General features: G+C 44.0%; 16 protein-coding genes. 7 read left to right on the top strand and 9 right to left on the bottom strand.

Going from position 1 to position 16479, the window contains the following annotated elements; translation table 11 throughout:
* Positions 1-31: 31 nt before the first annotated feature.
* Complete coding sequence (gene rcnR, locus L3V37_RS02465; protein ID WP_005375370.1) at positions 32-304, bottom strand: Ni(II)/Co(II)-binding transcriptional repressor RcnR; 273 nt, start codon at positions 302-304, stop codon at positions 32-34.
* A 135-nt stretch (positions 305-439) separates the two neighbouring features.
* Between rcnR and L3V37_RS02470 the strand changes: the two genes are divergently transcribed.
* Positions 440-1516 carry a nickel/cobalt efflux protein RcnA gene (locus tag L3V37_RS02470; protein ID WP_130545820.1) on the top strand — a complete coding sequence of 359 codons (1077 nt, stop codon included), beginning with the start codon at positions 440-442 and terminating at the stop codon, positions 1514-1516.
* Here the strand turns inward: L3V37_RS02470 and L3V37_RS02475 are convergent.
* Positions 1513-1653, bottom strand: a complete 141-nt coding sequence (locus L3V37_RS02475) for a hypothetical protein (protein WP_165401673.1) — start codon at positions 1651-1653, stop codon at positions 1513-1515. The two genes, L3V37_RS02470 and L3V37_RS02475, sit on opposite strands and share 4 nt — an antisense overlap.
* Positions 1654-2066: 413 nt before the next feature.
* Here L3V37_RS02475 and L3V37_RS02480 point away from each other — a divergent pair, with 413 nt between their 5' ends.
* Positions 2067-3626, top strand: a complete 1560-nt coding sequence (locus tag L3V37_RS02480; RefSeq protein ID WP_017635256.1) for a methyl-accepting chemotaxis protein — start codon at positions 2067-2069, stop codon at positions 3624-3626.
* A 148-nt stretch (positions 3627-3774) separates the two neighbouring features.
* Here L3V37_RS02480 and L3V37_RS02485 read toward each other — a convergent pair whose 3' ends face one another.
* The gene (locus L3V37_RS02485) at positions 3775-4674 is read right to left on the bottom strand and encodes a LysR family transcriptional regulator (protein ID WP_237305763.1); all 900 of its coding nucleotides are present in this window, start codon (positions 4672-4674) and stop codon (positions 3775-3777) included.
* A 141-nt stretch (positions 4675-4815) separates the two neighbouring features.
* Between L3V37_RS02485 and accD the strand changes: the two genes are divergently transcribed.
* Positions 4816-5679, top strand: a complete 864-nt coding sequence (accD, locus tag L3V37_RS02490; RefSeq protein ID WP_017821534.1) for an acetyl-CoA carboxylase, carboxyltransferase subunit beta — start codon at positions 4816-4818, stop codon at positions 5677-5679.
* A 31-nt stretch (positions 5680-5710) separates the two neighbouring features.
* On the opposite strand, the gene L3V37_RS02495 is transcribed toward accD, so the two are convergent.
* Complete coding sequence (locus tag L3V37_RS02495) at positions 5711-6688, bottom strand: hypothetical protein (RefSeq protein WP_213879468.1); 978 nt, start codon at positions 6686-6688, stop codon at positions 5711-5713.
* A gap of 448 nt (positions 6689-7136) precedes the next feature.
* On the opposite strand from L3V37_RS02495, the gene L3V37_RS02500 reads away from it, so the two are divergent.
* A complete protein-coding gene (locus L3V37_RS02500) occupies positions 7137-9563 on the top strand; it encodes a M9 family metallopeptidase (RefSeq protein ID WP_213879470.1) in 2427 nt (808 codons plus the stop codon).
* A gap of 280 nt (positions 9564-9843) precedes the next feature.
* Positions 9844-10074, top strand: a complete 231-nt coding sequence (locus L3V37_RS02505) for a PAS factor family protein (protein WP_005375384.1) — start codon at positions 9844-9846, stop codon at positions 10072-10074.
* Between the two features lie 77 nt (positions 10075-10151).
* On the opposite strand, the gene L3V37_RS02510 is transcribed toward L3V37_RS02505, so the two are convergent.
* Together L3V37_RS02510 and L3V37_RS02515 are read right to left on the bottom strand one after the other, a co-directional pair.
* Entirely contained in the window at positions 10152-10529 is a 378-nt protein-coding gene (locus tag L3V37_RS02510; protein ID WP_158173185.1) for a carboxymuconolactone decarboxylase family protein, read from the bottom strand.
* 58 nt (positions 10530-10587) lie between these two features.
* Positions 10588-10944, bottom strand: a complete 357-nt coding sequence (locus tag L3V37_RS02515; RefSeq protein ID WP_047101703.1) for a MerR family transcriptional regulator — start codon at positions 10942-10944, stop codon at positions 10588-10590.
* A gap of 520 nt (positions 10945-11464) precedes the next feature.
* On the opposite strand from L3V37_RS02515, the gene L3V37_RS02520 reads away from it, so the two are divergent.
* The gene (locus tag L3V37_RS02520) at positions 11465-12814 is read left to right on the top strand and encodes an alpha-amylase family protein (RefSeq protein WP_237305764.1); all 1350 of its coding nucleotides are present in this window, start codon (positions 11465-11467) and stop codon (positions 12812-12814) included.
* A 108-nt stretch (positions 12815-12922) separates the two neighbouring features.
* On the opposite strand, the gene L3V37_RS02525 is transcribed toward L3V37_RS02520, so the two are convergent.
* A complete protein-coding gene (locus L3V37_RS02525; RefSeq protein WP_005375388.1) occupies positions 12923-13216 on the bottom strand; it encodes a helix-turn-helix transcriptional regulator in 294 nt (97 codons plus the stop codon).
* 245 nt (positions 13217-13461) lie between these two features.
* Here L3V37_RS02525 and L3V37_RS02530 point away from each other — a divergent pair, with 245 nt between their 5' ends.
* Positions 13462-13755 carry a hypothetical protein gene (locus L3V37_RS02530; RefSeq protein ID WP_005375389.1) on the top strand — a complete coding sequence of 98 codons (294 nt, stop codon included), beginning with the start codon at positions 13462-13464 and terminating at the stop codon, positions 13753-13755.
* Positions 13756-13846: 91 nt separating this feature from the next.
* On the opposite strand, the gene L3V37_RS02535 is transcribed toward L3V37_RS02530, so the two are convergent.
* Entirely contained in the window at positions 13847-15811 is a 1965-nt protein-coding gene (locus L3V37_RS02535) for a monovalent cation:proton antiporter-2 (CPA2) family protein (protein ID WP_005385095.1), read from the bottom strand.
* The gene (locus L3V37_RS02540; protein WP_005375391.1) at positions 15808-16425 is read right to left on the bottom strand and encodes an NAD(P)H-dependent oxidoreductase; all 618 of its coding nucleotides are present in this window, start codon (positions 16423-16425) and stop codon (positions 15808-15810) included. Before L3V37_RS02540 ends, L3V37_RS02535 begins: the two co-directional genes overlap by 4 nt.
* Between the last annotated feature and the right edge of the window lie 54 nt (positions 16426-16479).

The raw sequence follows: 16479 nt of genomic DNA on the forward strand, positions 1-16479 counted from the left end.
ACCCTAGTGACTTTACTCTAGCGAAGTAGGGTTACTTTATATAAGAGTCCAGTACTTTTAATACGACTTCCATATCTTTTTCACGTTGAGTTTTGTCTTCCTCAAGTACAACGTGCTCAAGTAAGTGACCTTTAATTACTTCTCGCATCAAACCATTTACTGCTCCCCGAATAGCGGCAATCTGCTGCAACACATCTTGGCATTCATGCTCTTCTTCCAGCATTTTTTTAAGTCCATTCACCTGACCCTGTATTTTACTGACTCGAGTGTTGAGCTTCTTTTGATCTCTGGTTGTATGCGACATGTCTTATCTTCTTTAAGTTACGGGCCGAGTTATTCTAACTGATAATGTAGCACTCAATTTATACTGGGGGGTAGTATTTAATACTAGGGGGGAGTATAGTTTGCGATAAATTAGAATCAATAACAGAGAACAACAATGGATTTTGTCGCGTTACTACAACAAGGTAATGGGTGGTTCTTTATTCCCAGTGCCATTTTGCTTGGCGCCTTGCATGGTTTAGAACCTGGGCACTCTAAAACGATGATGGCGGCGTTCATTGTCGCGGTGAAAGGAACGGTCAAACAAGCCGTGATGCTGGGTTTAGCTGCCACACTTTCTCACACTGTAATTGTATGGTTAATCGCTGTTGGCGGGATGTATATTAGCCAGAAATTCACCGCTGAAGCGGCTGAACCATGGATGCAACTTATCTCTGGGGTCATTATCGTGACAACCGGCGTATGGATGTTTTGGCGGACATGGAGCGATGAGCGAGCTTGGAACAAAGCTCAGGATCATGCTCGCGACTGGACGACGCAAGTTGTGGATACAGGACATGGGCATGTTTCGCTTTCGATTACACAGGAAGGGGAGCATCACCGTTTCCAATTGCGAACACTCAGCGGTAAACCTTTAACTGCTGAAGGTATCAAGGTTTCGGTATCGAGTGATGGTTATCAACCTGCTGATATCTATCACTTTATAGAGCGTGATGGATACTTGGAATCGGCGTCTTACATTGAAGTCTCTAATGGACTTTCTGTCACTTTGATCATCGGGCACCATGATCATACCCATGACTTTGATGTACATTTCCGTCCTGGTTCTCATTTAGAAAGCGAAGATAAGGAATATCAAGATGCTCACGAACGCGCTCACGCTTTAGACATTCAAAAACGCTTTGATAATCGAGACGTGACGAATGGGCAAATTCTGCTGTTTGGATTAACGGGCGGTTTGATTCCATGCCCTGCTGCGGTAACGGTTTTGCTTATCTGTTTGCAGCTTAAGGCAATGACTCTTGGTGCGACTTTAGTTGTGTCATTCAGTATTGGCTTAGCCTTGACTCTGGTTGCTGTTGGCGTTGTGGCAGCAGTGGGCGTGCAAAAAGCGACATCTAAATGGAGCGGTTTGAATGATGTTGCACGTCGAGCTCCTTACTTATCGGGCGTCTTGATCAGTGCAGTTGGTTTATACATGGGTATGCATGGATACATATCGCTGACGAGTTAAACTCTGTGGTAAAGATTTTTTTTCCTTTCTTTTTTTATGGGTAATGGCTTCATGCCTTGGTTTGCATATTTTGCTGCCGATTCTTGATTGAGAATCACTCGATCTGACATCGCTTCCATATCTACAAACCAAGTCATTCTCGCTTCACCAAGCATCTCGGATTACAACCGCAGCAATTGTGGATCTAATATCTGAACCTGAGATACTAAATGATAAAACGGGAGCACTGACCACAGCGCTCCCGACGGCAAAACGCTAATTAGAACTCTTTTCTTTAATGTTCGATACCAATTTGGTCGCATAGTTAAATTTAACTATGCAAACGTTTCCTTTTGCGTACTCGTCCCTTCGCCAAACCTCGTAGAAATGTGACGTTTTGAAGACTTTTTTTCCTTCTGTCTAAAGTAATCGGGAACCAAGCAGATACATAGTTATAAAGTTATGTCTTGCTCTGCCAAACAGACCCAAAATGCAGTTTGGTTGGTTTTGGAGAAGAAAGGCTTAGCGCTCGATTAATGAGCATCAATTGAATTGTATTGAGACAATTATAATGAAAAGAATCATCTTATTAGCAGTCTGCGCCATGTTTGGTATTGCTGTCGTGGCGAGTATGGCATCAACGTACCTAATTTCGAGTCAGAAAATCGATGACATCATCTTAAACAAATCCCAAGTTCAAGCTGAGTTTCTAGCGGGAAATGCGAGTTATATTTTGGAGAACTCAGCCAATCCAATGCAAGATTTACAATCGCTTGTTGAGGGGCTGAAACAACGTTCAGACGTGAGTTATGCCGTTGTAATTGACCGTAACGTAACGGCAGTAGCCCACAGTGATAAGCACAAGCTGAACAAAACCTATAACGATGAATATACTGTTGAAGGCGCGACGAGAGGTGTTCAACAGTACTCAAAGTGGTATGCCGATGTCCAGAAAGTATGGGTGTTTGACATCATGGCACCAATTTATGTGGATGGTCAGTTATACGGTACTTTTGATATTGGTATTCCTATTACCGAAGTGAGCCAAGCGACGAATGGAATTATTACTTACCAGTTGATCTCTATGGTGGCGATCTTCGTTATGTGTGTTTTGATTCTGTCACTTCTGCTAAATAAACTGATGAGACCGCTTTCTGCGCTTAAAGACGCTCTACAAGACATCTCAAAAGGAGACGGAGACTTAACCGTTCGTTTGCCAGCGAAAGGTAATGACGAAGTCGCGCAAATTTCTTCTGCTTTCAACGTTTTTGTTGGGAAAGTACATGAGATTATTACACAAGTTGTAAATACTGGTGTGGAGCTTAATAGTTCAGCTGTCGCTTTGCGTGGGCAATCTCAACAAGCGCTCACAAGAGGGCAAGAGCAGAACGAGCAAACCATGCTGGTTGTCACATCCATGAACGAAATGATTGCGACGGTCAATGAAATTGCCTCCAATGCTGCCGGAGCGGCAAATGCTGCGAGTGCAGCAAGTAATGAAGCGCAAGATGGCTACACGACGCTAGAAAGAACCAAAACGGCGATGACTAATCTTGAAAACGAGATGAACAGCACTTCCAACATTATCGTGAGTCTTGCTGAAAATACTCAGTCGATTGGTAGTATTCTAGAGGTGATTAGAGGTATTTCGGAGCAAACCAATCTATTGGCTCTCAATGCGGCTATCGAAGCGGCACGCGCTGGTGATGCCGGCCGAGGTTTTGCAGTAGTCGCTGATGAAGTTCGCAACCTAGCGACTAAAACGGCTCATTCTACCGATGAAATTGACAATATGATTCACCAGCTACAAACTGAAGCTCAAAGTGCGGTGAATTCAATGAGTAATAGTAAGACTCTTATTGAAGAAGGAACGGCAGAAACTGAGTTAGCTCGACAGGCTTTAGAAGCAATAGCTGCACAAGTGACGACTATTTCAGATATCAATACTCAAGTAGCAACCGCAACAGAACAGCAATCAACGGTAGCAAACGAAATTAATATGAACATGGATACCGTCAGCCACTCAGTGAAAAGTGCGCTAACGGCGAGTGAGCAACTAGAAGAATCAAGTCAACAACTCGCGGAGCTATCGCGAACACTCGATCGTCACGTGGGAGCGTTTAGAATCTAAACGCCAACTGACCCTCTTTAATAAAAAGCCAGTAAATGTTAATTGCTGGCTTTTTTATTTGAAAAAATCGAGTCTCAAATCGCTTAGCGGTGTCTGTCCTTTCTAGACGATAAAACAAAATATGATAAATTAGTTGAGTAAAGCTTAGCTAAGCGTTAAGTTTCGCATTTTGCTTTAAATGTTCAACAAACATAGATATTTTCTTAGCTACATGTTTTCTAGACGAGTAAAAGGCGTAAAGCACTAAATCCTCAGGTTCGTACTCTAGAGTGACGATTTCTAGCTCACCATTTTTGATCTCATTTTGGCATGACTCAATTGGCAATATTGCGTATCCAAGCCCTAATAACGCGCCATATCTGGCGAGATGACCGCTGTTTACTTTGAATGAAGATTGCACAGTTTGAGTAATATGGCTCCCAACAGGGTTTCTGAATACCCATGGTGCACCATTTACTGCGGTAAGCGTCGTGATGCAGGGAACATGACTTAGATCCGTAATTTTGTAAGGGGTGGCGTATTTCTCAATTAGTTGAGGCGCGGCTAAAATGGCACTGGGCCAGCGTTTTATCTCTCTCGCCACCCAGTTACTGTCTGACAAAGCCCCTCTATGAAAACTCAAAATGACATCAAAGCTGTCAATAACATCATCTTTAGGGTTTAGCGTTGTATCGCAAGACAAAGAGATTGACGGGTATTGCGTGCAAAAGGTGACAACCGCTTTGGCGAGTACAGGTGTGTCTGGCATAAGAATTCGCAGTTCCCCTGTTACCGTGTGTGAGTGGCGCGTTACCGTTTCTAGTGCGGCGTTGAGTTGCTCCAATAACGGACGAGTGCTGCTATAGAGCTCTTCTCCAGCCTCGGTAGGCGTCATTCGCCTTGTTGTTCTATTGAACAACCTAATGTTTAACTTTTCTTCAAGCAGGGCAATGTGTCGGCTGATATTTGATGTTGGTATATTCAAACACTCAGCGGCTCGCTTAAAGCTGTTGTTCTCATAAACACAGTGAAAACTTTTTAACCAGATTTGGTCAACGTTATCAAACATTTCATTATCCCACTTTATTGGATTATCAAGCCAGCATATCGCACTTTATCCCTGTACTAAGTTACATACAATTTTATTTACAAGTTTAAGCGAACAAACAACGAGATATCGCGCTAGAACGTAATCAATAGAGGTGAATTTATGAGCTGGTTAGAACGGTTATTTGAGAATAAAAATATAATAGGTTCGCGCAAAGCGTCTATCCCTGAGGGCGTTTGGACAAAGTGTCCTGAGTGTGAACAAATACTTTATCGTGCCGCGTTAAAAGAAAATTTGGAAGTATGCCCTAAATGCTCATATCACATGAGAATGGCTGCGCGTCAAAGGTTGATCTCTTTTCTGGACCATGGAACACAACAAGAGTTGGCAAGTGAGTTGGAGCCACAAGATATTTTGGGTTTTAAAGACTTAAAGCGATATAAAGAGCGAATTGCTTTAGCACAGAAAACGACTGGAGAAAAAGATGCGTTGGTGGTGATGGAGGGCAAGTTATTGGGGCTGCCTGTTGTTGCGTGTGCATTCGAATTCTCTTTCATGGCAGGCTCGATGGGCGCAGTGGTTGGCGAGAAGTTTGTCCGAGCAGTTGAAAGCGCAATTAATACAAAATCTGGGTTAGTATGTTTTTCCGCTTGCGGAGGGGCGCGCATGCAAGAGTCTTTGGTGGCACTCATGCAAATGTCAAAAACCAGCGCCGCGTTAAACCACTTATCTGAGCACAGATTACCCTATATCTCAGTATTGACGGACCAAACTTATGGTGGCGTCTCGGCGAGTTTAGCCATGTTAGGAGACATCAATATTGGTGAACCTAAAGCAAGTATTGGCTTTGCGGGAAGACGGGTCATTGAGCAAACGGTACGTGAAAAGCTACCAGACGAGTTTCAGCGAAGTGAATTTTTACTAGCGCATGGTGCGCTAGATATGATTGTCGATAGACGTGAAATGCGCGATCGCGTTGGCCGCTTACTGGCTAAGTTAACCAACGCGAGGGTGGTCTCAGAATAGGTTGTATTAAAGTTAGACTTAGTACTTGCGTTTATTGAGCCGTAATCATTACAAACCGTTCATTTTGCCCCCATCTTGGTTCCGCATTCATTAGGCTGAGATCCAACGCCGTTTGGTATGGGTCAACAGCAAAATGGTCGCTTACTAACCCCCAGAGCATCCAGTTGATTGCGGTTTCATCCTCGGTAAGCTCTCCGAGTGGCGCTTGGAGGAAAAAGTACTCATCTTCGCCATCGTAACCGAGCCGATCATAGATAATGTTGCGTAGCTCTCGATCCAAATCATGTTGGAGGTTGATTGAGTCGTACAGTTGCTCTTCTGTTGGGCCATTCTCATGGTGATAAACATTGCGTTTTGACTCTTTGTGTAAAGTACCTGCGCCAGTTTCAATGCTTACTTTCTTTTGCGAGTGTTGCTCAAGAACTTGAATGATTTCATCCTCTAGTTGATCGAGTTTACTCAGCAAAACTTGATTGTTTATGCCACCAGCGGGGGAGGCCATCGTTTGGAAGGCTTTCACTCTCTCGTAGACTGCTTTCCCGTGAGGAAGGGCTGCAAAACACTGTTCTTGGAGCGCTTCATTGGCTTGCCAAATGCCCGAGTAGAGCTCGTAATCATGTGTATATGGTGGAAGCTCTTCAGTATCTTCCCCTAATAATTCTCGCCAGCGTTTTTGCCACTGTTCTTCTTTTGCGTGTTTTACACGCGTGTATTGCTTAACCCAGCGGTTACGAAGTTTTACCCCAAAAATGGCAAGTCCCCATGGAGCGAGCAAATAAAAATAATAGTGAGAAGAGTTATCCCAAAAGTAACCGTAAACGTAAACACCAAAAGCAAGCACCCAAGTTCCAATAGTACAAGCAATAACCCCGGACATTATTGATGATTGGCGCTTTGTTTCTCTTAATGTATTACCTTCAGCACATAACCAAAAAATGCCGCCAAAAACAAAGGCAAACGTTGTCATGAAGTAGGCAATCCCCGCTCCCAAAAATCCCCAAAGTGACATGTATTATCCCTAGCCAAATATCTGCTTTATTCACTCATCAATGACTGGAGGAGTAAATGTGTTTGATTTGGCGGAGAATTTACCATTAATGCCAACCTTTTGATATGCACTCTATGACTTATTGGGAATGAGTCACAAATAAAAATAGATGGTATCAAGCATCAAAATTTAATTTAGAACCTTTGATTGTCGTGAACTCTATCTGGAAGAGTTAAGGGGGGCGTTTAAGGGCAATTTTCCTCATAAAGTCGTTATTTAGAAAAAGGTAAATTAATGTTTTTATTGATAATTGTGAGTTTTTTTGGAGTGGGATTGCTCCCATTTAATTAGAGTAAAAGACCTATTTTTGGGAGCGGTTTCATAAATTTTATGACACTGATTTCACTGTTTGAGCTGTAAAGAATATAAACCCCCACTCAATGTATGTTAATAATCAATGAGTGTTGTTATGTCTCATATCCGTTTTTTCCCGCGCCATCGTTTGGCGCTTGCTTGTATGCTAGCGAGTGTGTCTGGCTTCTCTTTTGCACAAAATCAGTGTGCTGTTGCTGATTTACAACAATCGCGAGATCTGGCTACTGCCGTTTCTGGTGCTGAGTATGATTGCTACCACGCTTGGTTTTCAGCACCTTCAGAAACGCTGAATGATATCTATAGTGAAGCGAGCCTAAGCCGTATCCAAGTCGCGCTGGATCAAGAAATCGCTCGCTATCGTGGTGAAGCAGATCAAGCTCGTATTCTAGAGAACCTAGGCGAATTTATTCGAGCGGCCTACTACGTTCGCTACAACGCTGGTACTGGTACACCTGAGTTTTCGCAAGCGTTGAGTCAGCGTTTTGCTCAGTCGACGAACCTATTCCTAAACAACCCTCATGCTTTGGATCAAGGTCGTGAACAAGTTGGTGCAATGAAGAGCCTGACTTTGATGGTTGATAACGTTAAGCAGTTGCCGCTGACCATGGATAGCATGATGGCCGCGTTGATGCACTTTAATCGTGAGACCGCGCAGGACACGCAATGGGTCGATGGTTTAAACAACTTGTTCCGCTCTATGGCAGGCCATGCGGCGAACGATGCGTTCTACCGATACATGGCAAACAATACACACCATATTGATACGTTGGTGAAATTCGCATCTGATAATGCTTGGGCATTAGATACGGATGCAAGCTTTATCGTTTTCAATGCATTACGTGAAACCGGTCGTTTGCTCGCGAGCCCAGATCAGGAGACCAAACGCAAAGCATTGGCAGTAATGCAACAGGTGATGCAGCGTTATCCACTGGGTAGTGAGCATGACAAACTATGGCTTGCTGCCGTTGAAATGATGAGCTACTACGCACCAGAAGGCCTAAATGGTCTGAATATTGAGCAAGCCAAGCAAGATTTAGCTGCACGTGTAATGCCAAATCGTTTTGAATGTCAGGGACCTGCCATTATTCTCTCTGAAGATCTGACCGATGCTCAAGCAGCGAAAGCGTGTGAAGTGCTAGCGGCAAAAGAAGCCGACTTCCATCGAGTTGCGAATACGGGTAATCAACCTGTCGCTGATGATTTGAATGATCGTGTTGAAGTGGCGGTATTCGCGAGTAACGCTAGTTACGTTGATTACTCTTCATTCCTATTTGGTAATACAACTGACAACGGTGGTCAGTACCTAGAAGGTGACCCTTCAAAAGCGGACAATACTGCGCGTTTCGTCGCTTATCGCTACGCGAATGGTGAAGATCTCTCTATCTTGAACCTAGAACATGAATACACGCACTATTTAGATGCACGATTTAACCAATACGGTTCGTTCAGCGATAACTTGGCTCATGGTCATATTGTTTGGTGGCTAGAAGGTTTTGCTGAATACATGCATTACAAGCAAGGTTACCAAGCTGCGATTGAGCTGATTGCAGATGGTAAACTGAGCCTTTCCACTGTGTTTGATACCACGTACTCTCACGATACCAATCGTATCTATCGTTGGGGTTATCTAGCTGTTCGATTCATGTTAGAAAATCATCCACAAGACGTCGAAAGCTTGTTGGCATTGTCGCGCTCTGGCCAGTTCGAACAATGGGCACAGCAGGTGACGTCTTTAGGTCAACAATACGATGCTGAGTTTGAACGTTGGTTGGACACATTAAAAGTGGAACCTGAGCAACCTGGTACAGACCCAGAAGAACCAACAGAACCAACAAGCCCTGAAGCACAAGTGACTGAATTGACGGCGAACCAAAGCCTTCAGCTCAGTGGCGAAGCATACAGCGAAAAACTGTTCTACGTTGATGTTCCAGCCAACACCGTTAACTTCAATGTATCTATTGAGGGTGCGGGTGATGCGGATCTTTACATGAGCTACAACAAAGTCGCGCATTACTATGATTTCGAAATGAGTCAATATGCTGATGGCAGCAATGAAGAGATTGTGTTTGAACCAGAGCAAGATGGTTACGTTAAAGCTGGTCGTTACTACATCAGCTTAACTGGACGTGATAGCTATGACTCAGTGAATCTTGTGGCTGCGTTAGAAGTGGAAGCGCAAACACCGCCAACCCAGGTGCAAGATGATTTAGCACCTGTGGTATTAGAGTCTGGTGAAGCCAAAATGCTTACCGTTCACAAGCAGCGTTATGCAGCAGTTTATGTGCCTGAAGGTGTTGAAGAGGTTCGTGTATGGCTAACGGCTCACTCTCAAACTGGTAATGTCGATCTATACGCGAGTAGGGAGCATTGGCCTACAGTAGAGCAGCACGAGTATGCGTCCAACTATGCAGGCAGCAATGAATACCTTGCGATTCCTGTTACTGAAGTAGGGTACGTGCACTTCGCTCTTCAGGCTCCAGAGCAAGGCGATGACGTTGAAATGCTAGTGCACTTCAACTAAAAATTCGATTAACTAAAGTCGAGATAAAACGTCGCTGATACAGCGGCGTTTTTGTTTATATCGGACACGATTATGAACAAACAGCGGCGAATGCTAGTTAATCGGCTGGTTTATCGAGTTATCAGTTGCCCTTTTTCTAAACGGCTTTAGGTTTGTATTGCAATTTACCGCGTACATAAACTTTTTTAGCGACGCGTTCTGTGACCTAGCTTCTGATTTGTGCTTCCCAAATGGATACAATATATATGCACCCCGTGCAATAAAGTGAAAAGGGAAAGACATGAAAACGCTTATTTATGAAACGTTGATTAGCCTTGCTAACCAAGAACCAGAACAACATGCAAGAATCCGACAAAATCTCTATGAACAGTTGGATCTGCCGTTCGATAAGCAGCTGGCTTTGTATTCTTGTGCCCTTGGTCCTGCAAGTTCAGGTAAGTTGGAGAGCAGTCAAGGCATTAACAACGCGGTAGATTGCGCAGTTAAACTGCTTGAAACTCCTGAGCGCTAATTCACTCGTTGTTTTAATCACGGCCCGATCCCCAAGGGCCGTTTTTAATTGCGGTTAAATTGATTTCAACGTTGTTATTACTCTGCTCTTTCCGCTAGCACTTCTTTGAATGCAAACATGCCGTTTAATGCCGCGGGAAACCCTGCGTAGACGGACATCTGCAAAATGATCTCTTTAATCTCATCCTCGCTACAGCCTACATTCAGCGCTGCATTTAAGTGCACTTTTAGTTGCGGCGCGCAATTCCCCATTGCCGTTAGCGCGGCGACGGTTGCGATTTCTCTCGATTTTAGGTCTAAGCCCGGGCGAGCATAAATATCGCCAAACGGATACTCAATGGTGTACTGAGCTAAATCTGGACAAATATCTTGTAAGCTTTCGATGACATTATGACCAGCGTCGCCATCAATTCGAGAGAGTAGTTCTAATCCTTTGTTAAAGCGTGATTGTTCCATCGGTATGTTCCTAGTGAATAAATGTAAACACACCTTAATCGTTAGAGTTAACTCTAAGTCAACGAACTTTTCCGCTTTTATACAAGGCAATTTTTTCTTCTAGAGCCGATAAGTGCTTTTTCTGTTGTTCAATGTGGCGTTTGAGGTTTTCTTGGTGGCGTTCTAACAGGGCTTGACGTTGTGGTACAGATTGAGAGCCGACTTCCCTTAATTTGGCATATTCTAGAATCTCTTCAAGTGGCATTGCAGTTTCTTTTAAACGCTTAACAAAGCTTATCCAGTTTAGATCTTTCGAACTATACATTCGATGTCCACTCGCGTTTCTATGGACATGTTTAAGTAAACCGATTTTTTCATAGTATCGAAGTGTATGAGCAGATAGCCCGACGAGGTCAGAAAATTCTTTGATATTCATTATTATCCTCCAAGGTAGAGCATACCCCATAGAGATAAGCTAAGTTTCGCATTTTGAAGTCATTTCGGGACAGATACAAACAGAAATCTTTAGTCTTTTAACGCTAGGTATGGTGATTTACTGGATTTTTGAAACGCGCCAAACGTGATCCATCTGCCAGTTTCGTTTTATTAACAATTGATTACTCAACGGGTTGGCTTGGCTATTTTTATCCTTTGGGCCTATTTTAGGGCGTACGTAGGTCTTATATTTTATCTTTTTCAATTGAAATTTTTGTTAAACAAAACAATTACTTAGTGTTTTGCTGGGCTGTTTGGGGTGTATGTTGTGTGCCCGTTATTCACTCAGAACGATTTATCGCTGTGCAATGGATGAGTTGCTACGCCTTCGATTTCAGCCTTGAGTTAGTGCTAAAAGGGTGAGTGCCTCTGATGAATAGCTTTTATAATTTCGATTATTGAATTCACTCACAAAAAAATGCAAACAAGTAATCGTGAGTGGAAACGAGCAGGAGAACAACATGAGTGGCTCACAGGAAACACAATCATTCGGTGCAAACGTTATCTTACATGCGTTTGATTGGAAGTATGCTGACATTGCCCAACGAGCAAAAGAAATCCGCGAGCTTGGTTATGGCTCTGTGTTGGTTTCGCCACCAATGAAAAGCGCACACGATGAGCGCTGGTGGCAGCGTTATCAACCACAAGATTATCGTGTTATCGATAATGCCTTGGGTGATACCAAAGATTTTATTCATATGGTTCGTGAACTGGAGCAAGTTGGTGTGTGGGTTTATGCCGACGTAGTGTTTAACCATATGGCAAATGAGGCCCACCTTCGCAGAGACCTTCAGTACCCAAGACAAGAGGTCTTGGAGGAATACCAGAACAACAAACAGAAATATCAGTCGCTAGCGTTGTTTGGCGATCTATCTCAACCACTTTTTGATGAAGAGGACTTTGTTGAAGCATTCGGCATCAAAGACTGGAAAGATAAGTGGCAGGTTCAAAACGGACGTATCACAGGTGGGCCAACCGACCCTGGCTTGCCAACTCTTCGTGTTTGTGACCATGTCGTTGAACAGCAGCGAGCGTACCTAACGGCGCTGAAAGCTATTGGTGTGAAAGGTTTTCGTATTGACGCTGCGAAACACATGACGTTAGAGCATCTTAAGCGTGTTTGGACAGACGACATCACGAGGGATGTGCATATATTTGGTGAAATTATTACCGATGGCGGTGCGACGGAAGAAGAGTATCAGCTGTTTCTTGAGCCGTATCTACAGGAAACTCGCCTAGGTGCGTACGATTTCCCTTTGTTCTCAACCATGTTTAAGGCGTTTGCTAAAAAGGGCAGTTTCAAGTCTCTGATTGATCCCTATTGTTTTGGTCAGGCTCTGTCCCCCGGTCGTGCGATTACATTTGCTATCACACATGATATTCCTAACAATGATGTCTTTCTTGATCTCATCATGGACGAGGAAAACGAATGGTTAGCTTATGCCTATATTCTAGGCCGAGATGGTGGTGTGCCGTTGATTTATACCGACTTAAACACCAGCGGTATTAAAGGCAAAAATGGTCAGCCAAGATGGCAGGGTGCATGGAGCGATCCGAGAATGGCAAAAATGATCCAGTTCCATAATATGACGCATGGCGAGCCGATGAGTGTTCTTGAAGGTAACGATGACATGCTCGTACTTAAGCGAGGTGACAAAGGTATTGTGGTGCTTAATAAATCACAGCGTCAACAGTCTTTGACATTAAAAATCGATGGTAATTGGGTTGATTTGATGACAGAACAAATCATTCCAACTGACGGTAAGTTAATCGTACCATCTAAGTCGTCAATGTTACTTGTCGCGAACTAGAAGATGTACACACCGAGGTTAGCAACTTCGGTGTGTATGTTTTTCATCGTCATTCACGTTCTGCTGAAGTTCAATAGAAACTCAAACTCTCTCGTTTTTGCTAGAAATTTATGAGCACTCGTTAACGCAACATTCTGCTTTTAAAAAACCAATTACGTCATCTAAGCACTGATACTCTGCAACACAAAAAAGGGTTCTACCCTCGCGGCGCTGGGTGAGAAGACCAGCTGAAGCAAGGCTCGAGATATGATGAGAGAGAGTGGATGCTGGAATGCCAAGCTTTTCTTGTACGCCGCCTACCGCGATACCTTTGTATCCCGCTTTGACGACTTCTTTGTAAATACTTAAACGAGTCGGATGCCCTAACTCTTTTAGTGCTTTAGCAACGGCTTCAAGCTCCATACTGACCTCTAAAGAATGACCACAGTAATTTTGTTTCGATAATAGGGAAAGTCTCGGTAAATGCCAACTATTACGATCTCAGAACAATTTAAATCAGATGAGATTCATACTGGCTCATGCCTTCATGACAACAATTGTCTGTTCTAATGAGACAGATCAATCTTCATTATTATTTCACGCCACGTTCAAAATCCCTCGTCTACACTCAATGTTGAGTTGTCAGTTGGCAGACCAAGGAGGCGGCCATGATTGCGGTTCATAGAGATTATTGTTTGTCTAACAGTTCGGAGTTACATGCCCACGTTAAAGTCAATCCTGTCGGTAAATTAGAAGTTGAGATTGTTGAACTTCAAGAGCGCCACACCACAGAGTTTGATGATTTGTCTTTTGAGAGTCGTGGGTGTGAAACTCGAATCTGTGGTAAAGAAGACACAACTCCGTGGCAGTTCAATCTTGCAGTTACTGATGCGTTAGAGCTTTCTCATTTAGTGGAAGAAGCAAACGAAGAGTATGAGATTTTAATGAATGATCTTATGTAATATCGAGAAGATCATTTTATCCTGCACGGCGTGTGGCTCTGTACTGAAAAAATAAAAACCTCCCAAGTGGGAGGTTTTAATATGGAGTGCGTTATCGTTGGATAGGCTCTTCTCTTGGTGGTGTTAGCTCTTGGACGTTATCTTCATTAAAATCATCGGCGTAACCTTTAGGTGGCGGTGTCCAACCACGTTCTGACCGCGATAGTTTGTCATGACGATCTTTTTGCATCTCTTCCGCCATTTTCTCCTCTAACTGAATAAACAGTTGTCGGAAATTGTTGTCATAGCGTTCACCTTCAGAATCATCCTCCCAAGCTTTGTAAAGTATTTCTGACTTACGTGCTTCAACACGCTTATATGTCGCCTTCTGTTGTTCAACAAAGAAGGGGTGAATGCCAAGGGCTTTCATTGTGTGACCGCCCATCTCCAATGCAGAATGGTAGGTCTCTGATTCAATAATATCAGCCCCCGCTTGACGCAAAAGATAGCCATGTCCACGGTCAAAGGCACGTGCAATCACTGTTACTTTTGGGTACGTGTGCTTAACGTACTTCACCAGTTCTACACTCGATTCTTGGTTATCAATCGCCACAACCAACGCAGCGGCGTGCTCAATGCCGGCTGTATGTAGCATATCTGGTCGAGTCGCGTCGCCAAAATAGGCGCGAGTGCCAATCTGGCGCATGTTATCGACTTGGTCAGATTGATGATCAAGTACCACGGTAGTCACGCCGTTTGATACCAATAGGCGATTCACTATTTGTCCAAAGCGGCCGATGCCGGCGATGATCACCGTGCCTGTTTCCTCAATCGTATCGCTTTCGCGTTCATTTGACTGGCTTTCAAAGCGCGGCAGAATCACTCTATCAAACAGAATAAACAAACCTGGTGTCAGGAACATCGAAATCGCAACCACTAACGCAAGAGTTTGTGAAAGTTCAAATGGGATGACGTGGTTTTGCACTGAAAAGCTTAGAAGCACAAAGCCGAATTCACCTGCTTGAGCCAAGCTTAGGGTAAACAGCCAGCGGTTGCTGCCTTTCACCCTAAATATCAGTGCAAGAATAAACAGCACCAAGGCTTTCAAAACCATCACGCCAATGGTCAATGCCATGACCAACCAGAAATCACCAAAAAGGACCGAGAAGTTGATCCCTGCGCCAACGGTAATAAAGAACAGACCTAACAATAGACCTTTAAATGGTTCGATATTGGATTCTAACTCGTGGCGGAATTCACTGTTCGCCAATACAACGCCAGCCAAGAAGGTTCCTAAGGCAGGAGATAAGCCCACTAAACTCATCAGTGCAGCGATACCAATGACAAGCATGAGTGCAGTTGCGGTAAAGATTTCTCGCAAACCAGAGCTAGCCACATAATTGAGCAGAGGTCGACTTAAAAAGTGTCCACCAACGACGACGATTGCTATCGATGCTGTGATTACAATGCCGTATGCCCAGCCGGGTAACCCCGCAACGAGGCTTAATTCTTCATGGTGCGCTGCGGCTGTTTGTGCTGCGGACTGTGCCTGTTCAATTAATTCAGGTAAGGCCAATAGGGGAATGAACGCCAACATTGGTATCACTGCAATATCTTGAAAAAGCAACACGGAGAAAGCGTTTTGTCCACCTTCCGTCTTCGTTAATCCTTTTTCGCTAAAAGTTTGCAAAACAATCGCAGTAGAAGAGAGGGCGAAGATCAAACCTATGGCTAAGGCTATGGTCCAAGGCTGGTCAAAATACAAGGCAATACCCATAATCGCCGCGACGGTACCACCGACTTGCAGACCTCCTAAACCCATTAAGCGATTGCGCATCGCCCACAACATTTTGGGTTCGAGCTCTAAACCAACGAGAAACAGCATCATCACCACGCCAAACTCGGCAAAGTGCTGGATTGTTGTTGTTTCTTCACCGACTAAACCGATAATTGGGCCAATGACCACACCTGCGATGAGATAGCCTAAAACGGACCCAAGTCCCAAACGCTTAGCAAGTGGGACTGCAATTACAGCAGCAATCAAATATATGAAGGCTTGTAAGAATATTCCTGTCATGAAGCCTCCTTAATGAGCTCTGGCAATGCGCTGTTAAGCTTGATTAATGACGCCGCAGCTTCAACATCCAACCTATCTTCGACTAAAGCTGTTAGCAGGCTCTTGTACCGCTCAACATGACGAGGGATTCGCCCTTCTTCATCTGCTGTACGTGCGCCAAACATCGCGAGAGGGGCAATGTAGTTCATGCCGGTCAGTGCGGACATTTGTTCAATGGGCGCAAGCAGTTGACGAATCGTAAAGTGGTTGTAGCCCTCTGCCTTATAAGCTTCTTCTTTGCCCCCTGCAGACAGCACACAAAGCATGGTCTTGCCTTGCAGTGCTGTGCCATCTGTACCGTAAGCAAAGCCATATTCCAAAACCAGATCTTGCCACTCTTTTAAAATCGCAGGCGTTGAATACCAATATAGTGGGAATTGGAAAATCACCACGTCATGCTCACGTAAGCGTTGCTGCTCACGGTCGATATTAATATCGAAACGAGGGTATTCGCCATAGAGATCAACACATGTCACGCCTTCAATTTTTTGAGCTTCTTTGAAAAGTGGAGTATTCACTTCTGAACGATGCTGGGAAGGATGAGCAAAGAGAATGAGTACTTTTTTATTTGCCATAGGGATCCTTGCTATCTAAATAACCATGCCCAGTAGGAGCGCGGGTTGGTTAGA

It is taken from the genome of Vibrio sp. D54, from assembly GCF_021728075.1.
GTDB lineage: Bacteria > Pseudomonadota > Gammaproteobacteria > Enterobacterales > Vibrionaceae > Vibrio > Vibrio alginolyticus.

What these genes read in the sequence shown, in the direction of transcription:
- L3V37_RS02495 (WP_213879468.1), bottom strand. Translation starts at nt 6,688, where the DNA reads ATGTCACTTTGGGGATTTTTGGGAGCGGGGATTGCCTACTTCATGACA.
- L3V37_RS02475 (WP_165401673.1), bottom strand. Translation starts at nt 1,653, where the DNA reads ATGACTTGGTTTGTAGATATGGAAGCGATGTCAGATCGAGTGATTCTC.
- L3V37_RS02520 (WP_237305764.1), top strand. Translation starts at nt 11,465, where the DNA reads ATGAGTGGCTCACAGGAAACACAATCATTCGGTGCAAACGTTATCTTA.
- L3V37_RS02530 (WP_005375389.1), top strand. Translation starts at nt 13,462, where the DNA reads ATGATTGCGGTTCATAGAGATTATTGTTTGTCTAACAGTTCGGAGTTA.
- L3V37_RS02485 (WP_237305763.1), bottom strand. Translation starts at nt 4,674, where the DNA reads ATGTTTGATAACGTTGACCAAATCTGGTTAAAAAGTTTTCACTGTGTT.
- L3V37_RS02510 (WP_158173185.1), bottom strand. Translation starts at nt 10,529, where the DNA reads ATGGAACAATCACGCTTTAACAAAGGATTAGAACTACTCTCTCGAATT.
- L3V37_RS02500 (WP_213879470.1), top strand. Translation starts at nt 7,137, where the DNA reads ATGTCTCATATCCGTTTTTTCCCGCGCCATCGTTTGGCGCTTGCTTGT.
- accD (WP_017821534.1), top strand. Translation starts at nt 4,816, where the DNA reads ATGAGCTGGTTAGAACGGTTATTTGAGAATAAAAATATAATAGGTTCG.
- L3V37_RS02525 (WP_005375388.1), bottom strand. Translation starts at nt 13,216, where the DNA reads ATGGAGCTTGAAGCCGTTGCTAAAGCACTAAAAGAGTTAGGGCATCCG.
- L3V37_RS02535 (WP_005385095.1), bottom strand. Translation starts at nt 15,811, where the DNA reads ATGACAGGAATATTCTTACAAGCCTTCATATATTTGATTGCTGCTGTA.
- L3V37_RS02470 (WP_130545820.1), top strand. Translation starts at nt 440, where the DNA reads ATGGATTTTGTCGCGTTACTACAACAAGGTAATGGGTGGTTCTTTATT.
- L3V37_RS02515 (WP_047101703.1), bottom strand. Translation starts at nt 10,944, where the DNA reads ATGAATATCAAAGAATTTTCTGACCTCGTCGGGCTATCTGCTCATACA.
- L3V37_RS02540 (WP_005375391.1), bottom strand. Translation starts at nt 16,425, where the DNA reads ATGGCAAATAAAAAAGTACTCATTCTCTTTGCTCATCCTTCCCAGCAT.
- L3V37_RS02505 (WP_005375384.1), top strand. Translation starts at nt 9,844, where the DNA reads ATGAAAACGCTTATTTATGAAACGTTGATTAGCCTTGCTAACCAAGAA.
- rcnR (WP_005375370.1), bottom strand. Translation starts at nt 304, where the DNA reads ATGTCGCATACAACCAGAGATCAAAAGAAGCTCAACACTCGAGTCAGT.
- L3V37_RS02480 (WP_017635256.1), top strand. Translation starts at nt 2,067, where the DNA reads ATGAAAAGAATCATCTTATTAGCAGTCTGCGCCATGTTTGGTATTGCT.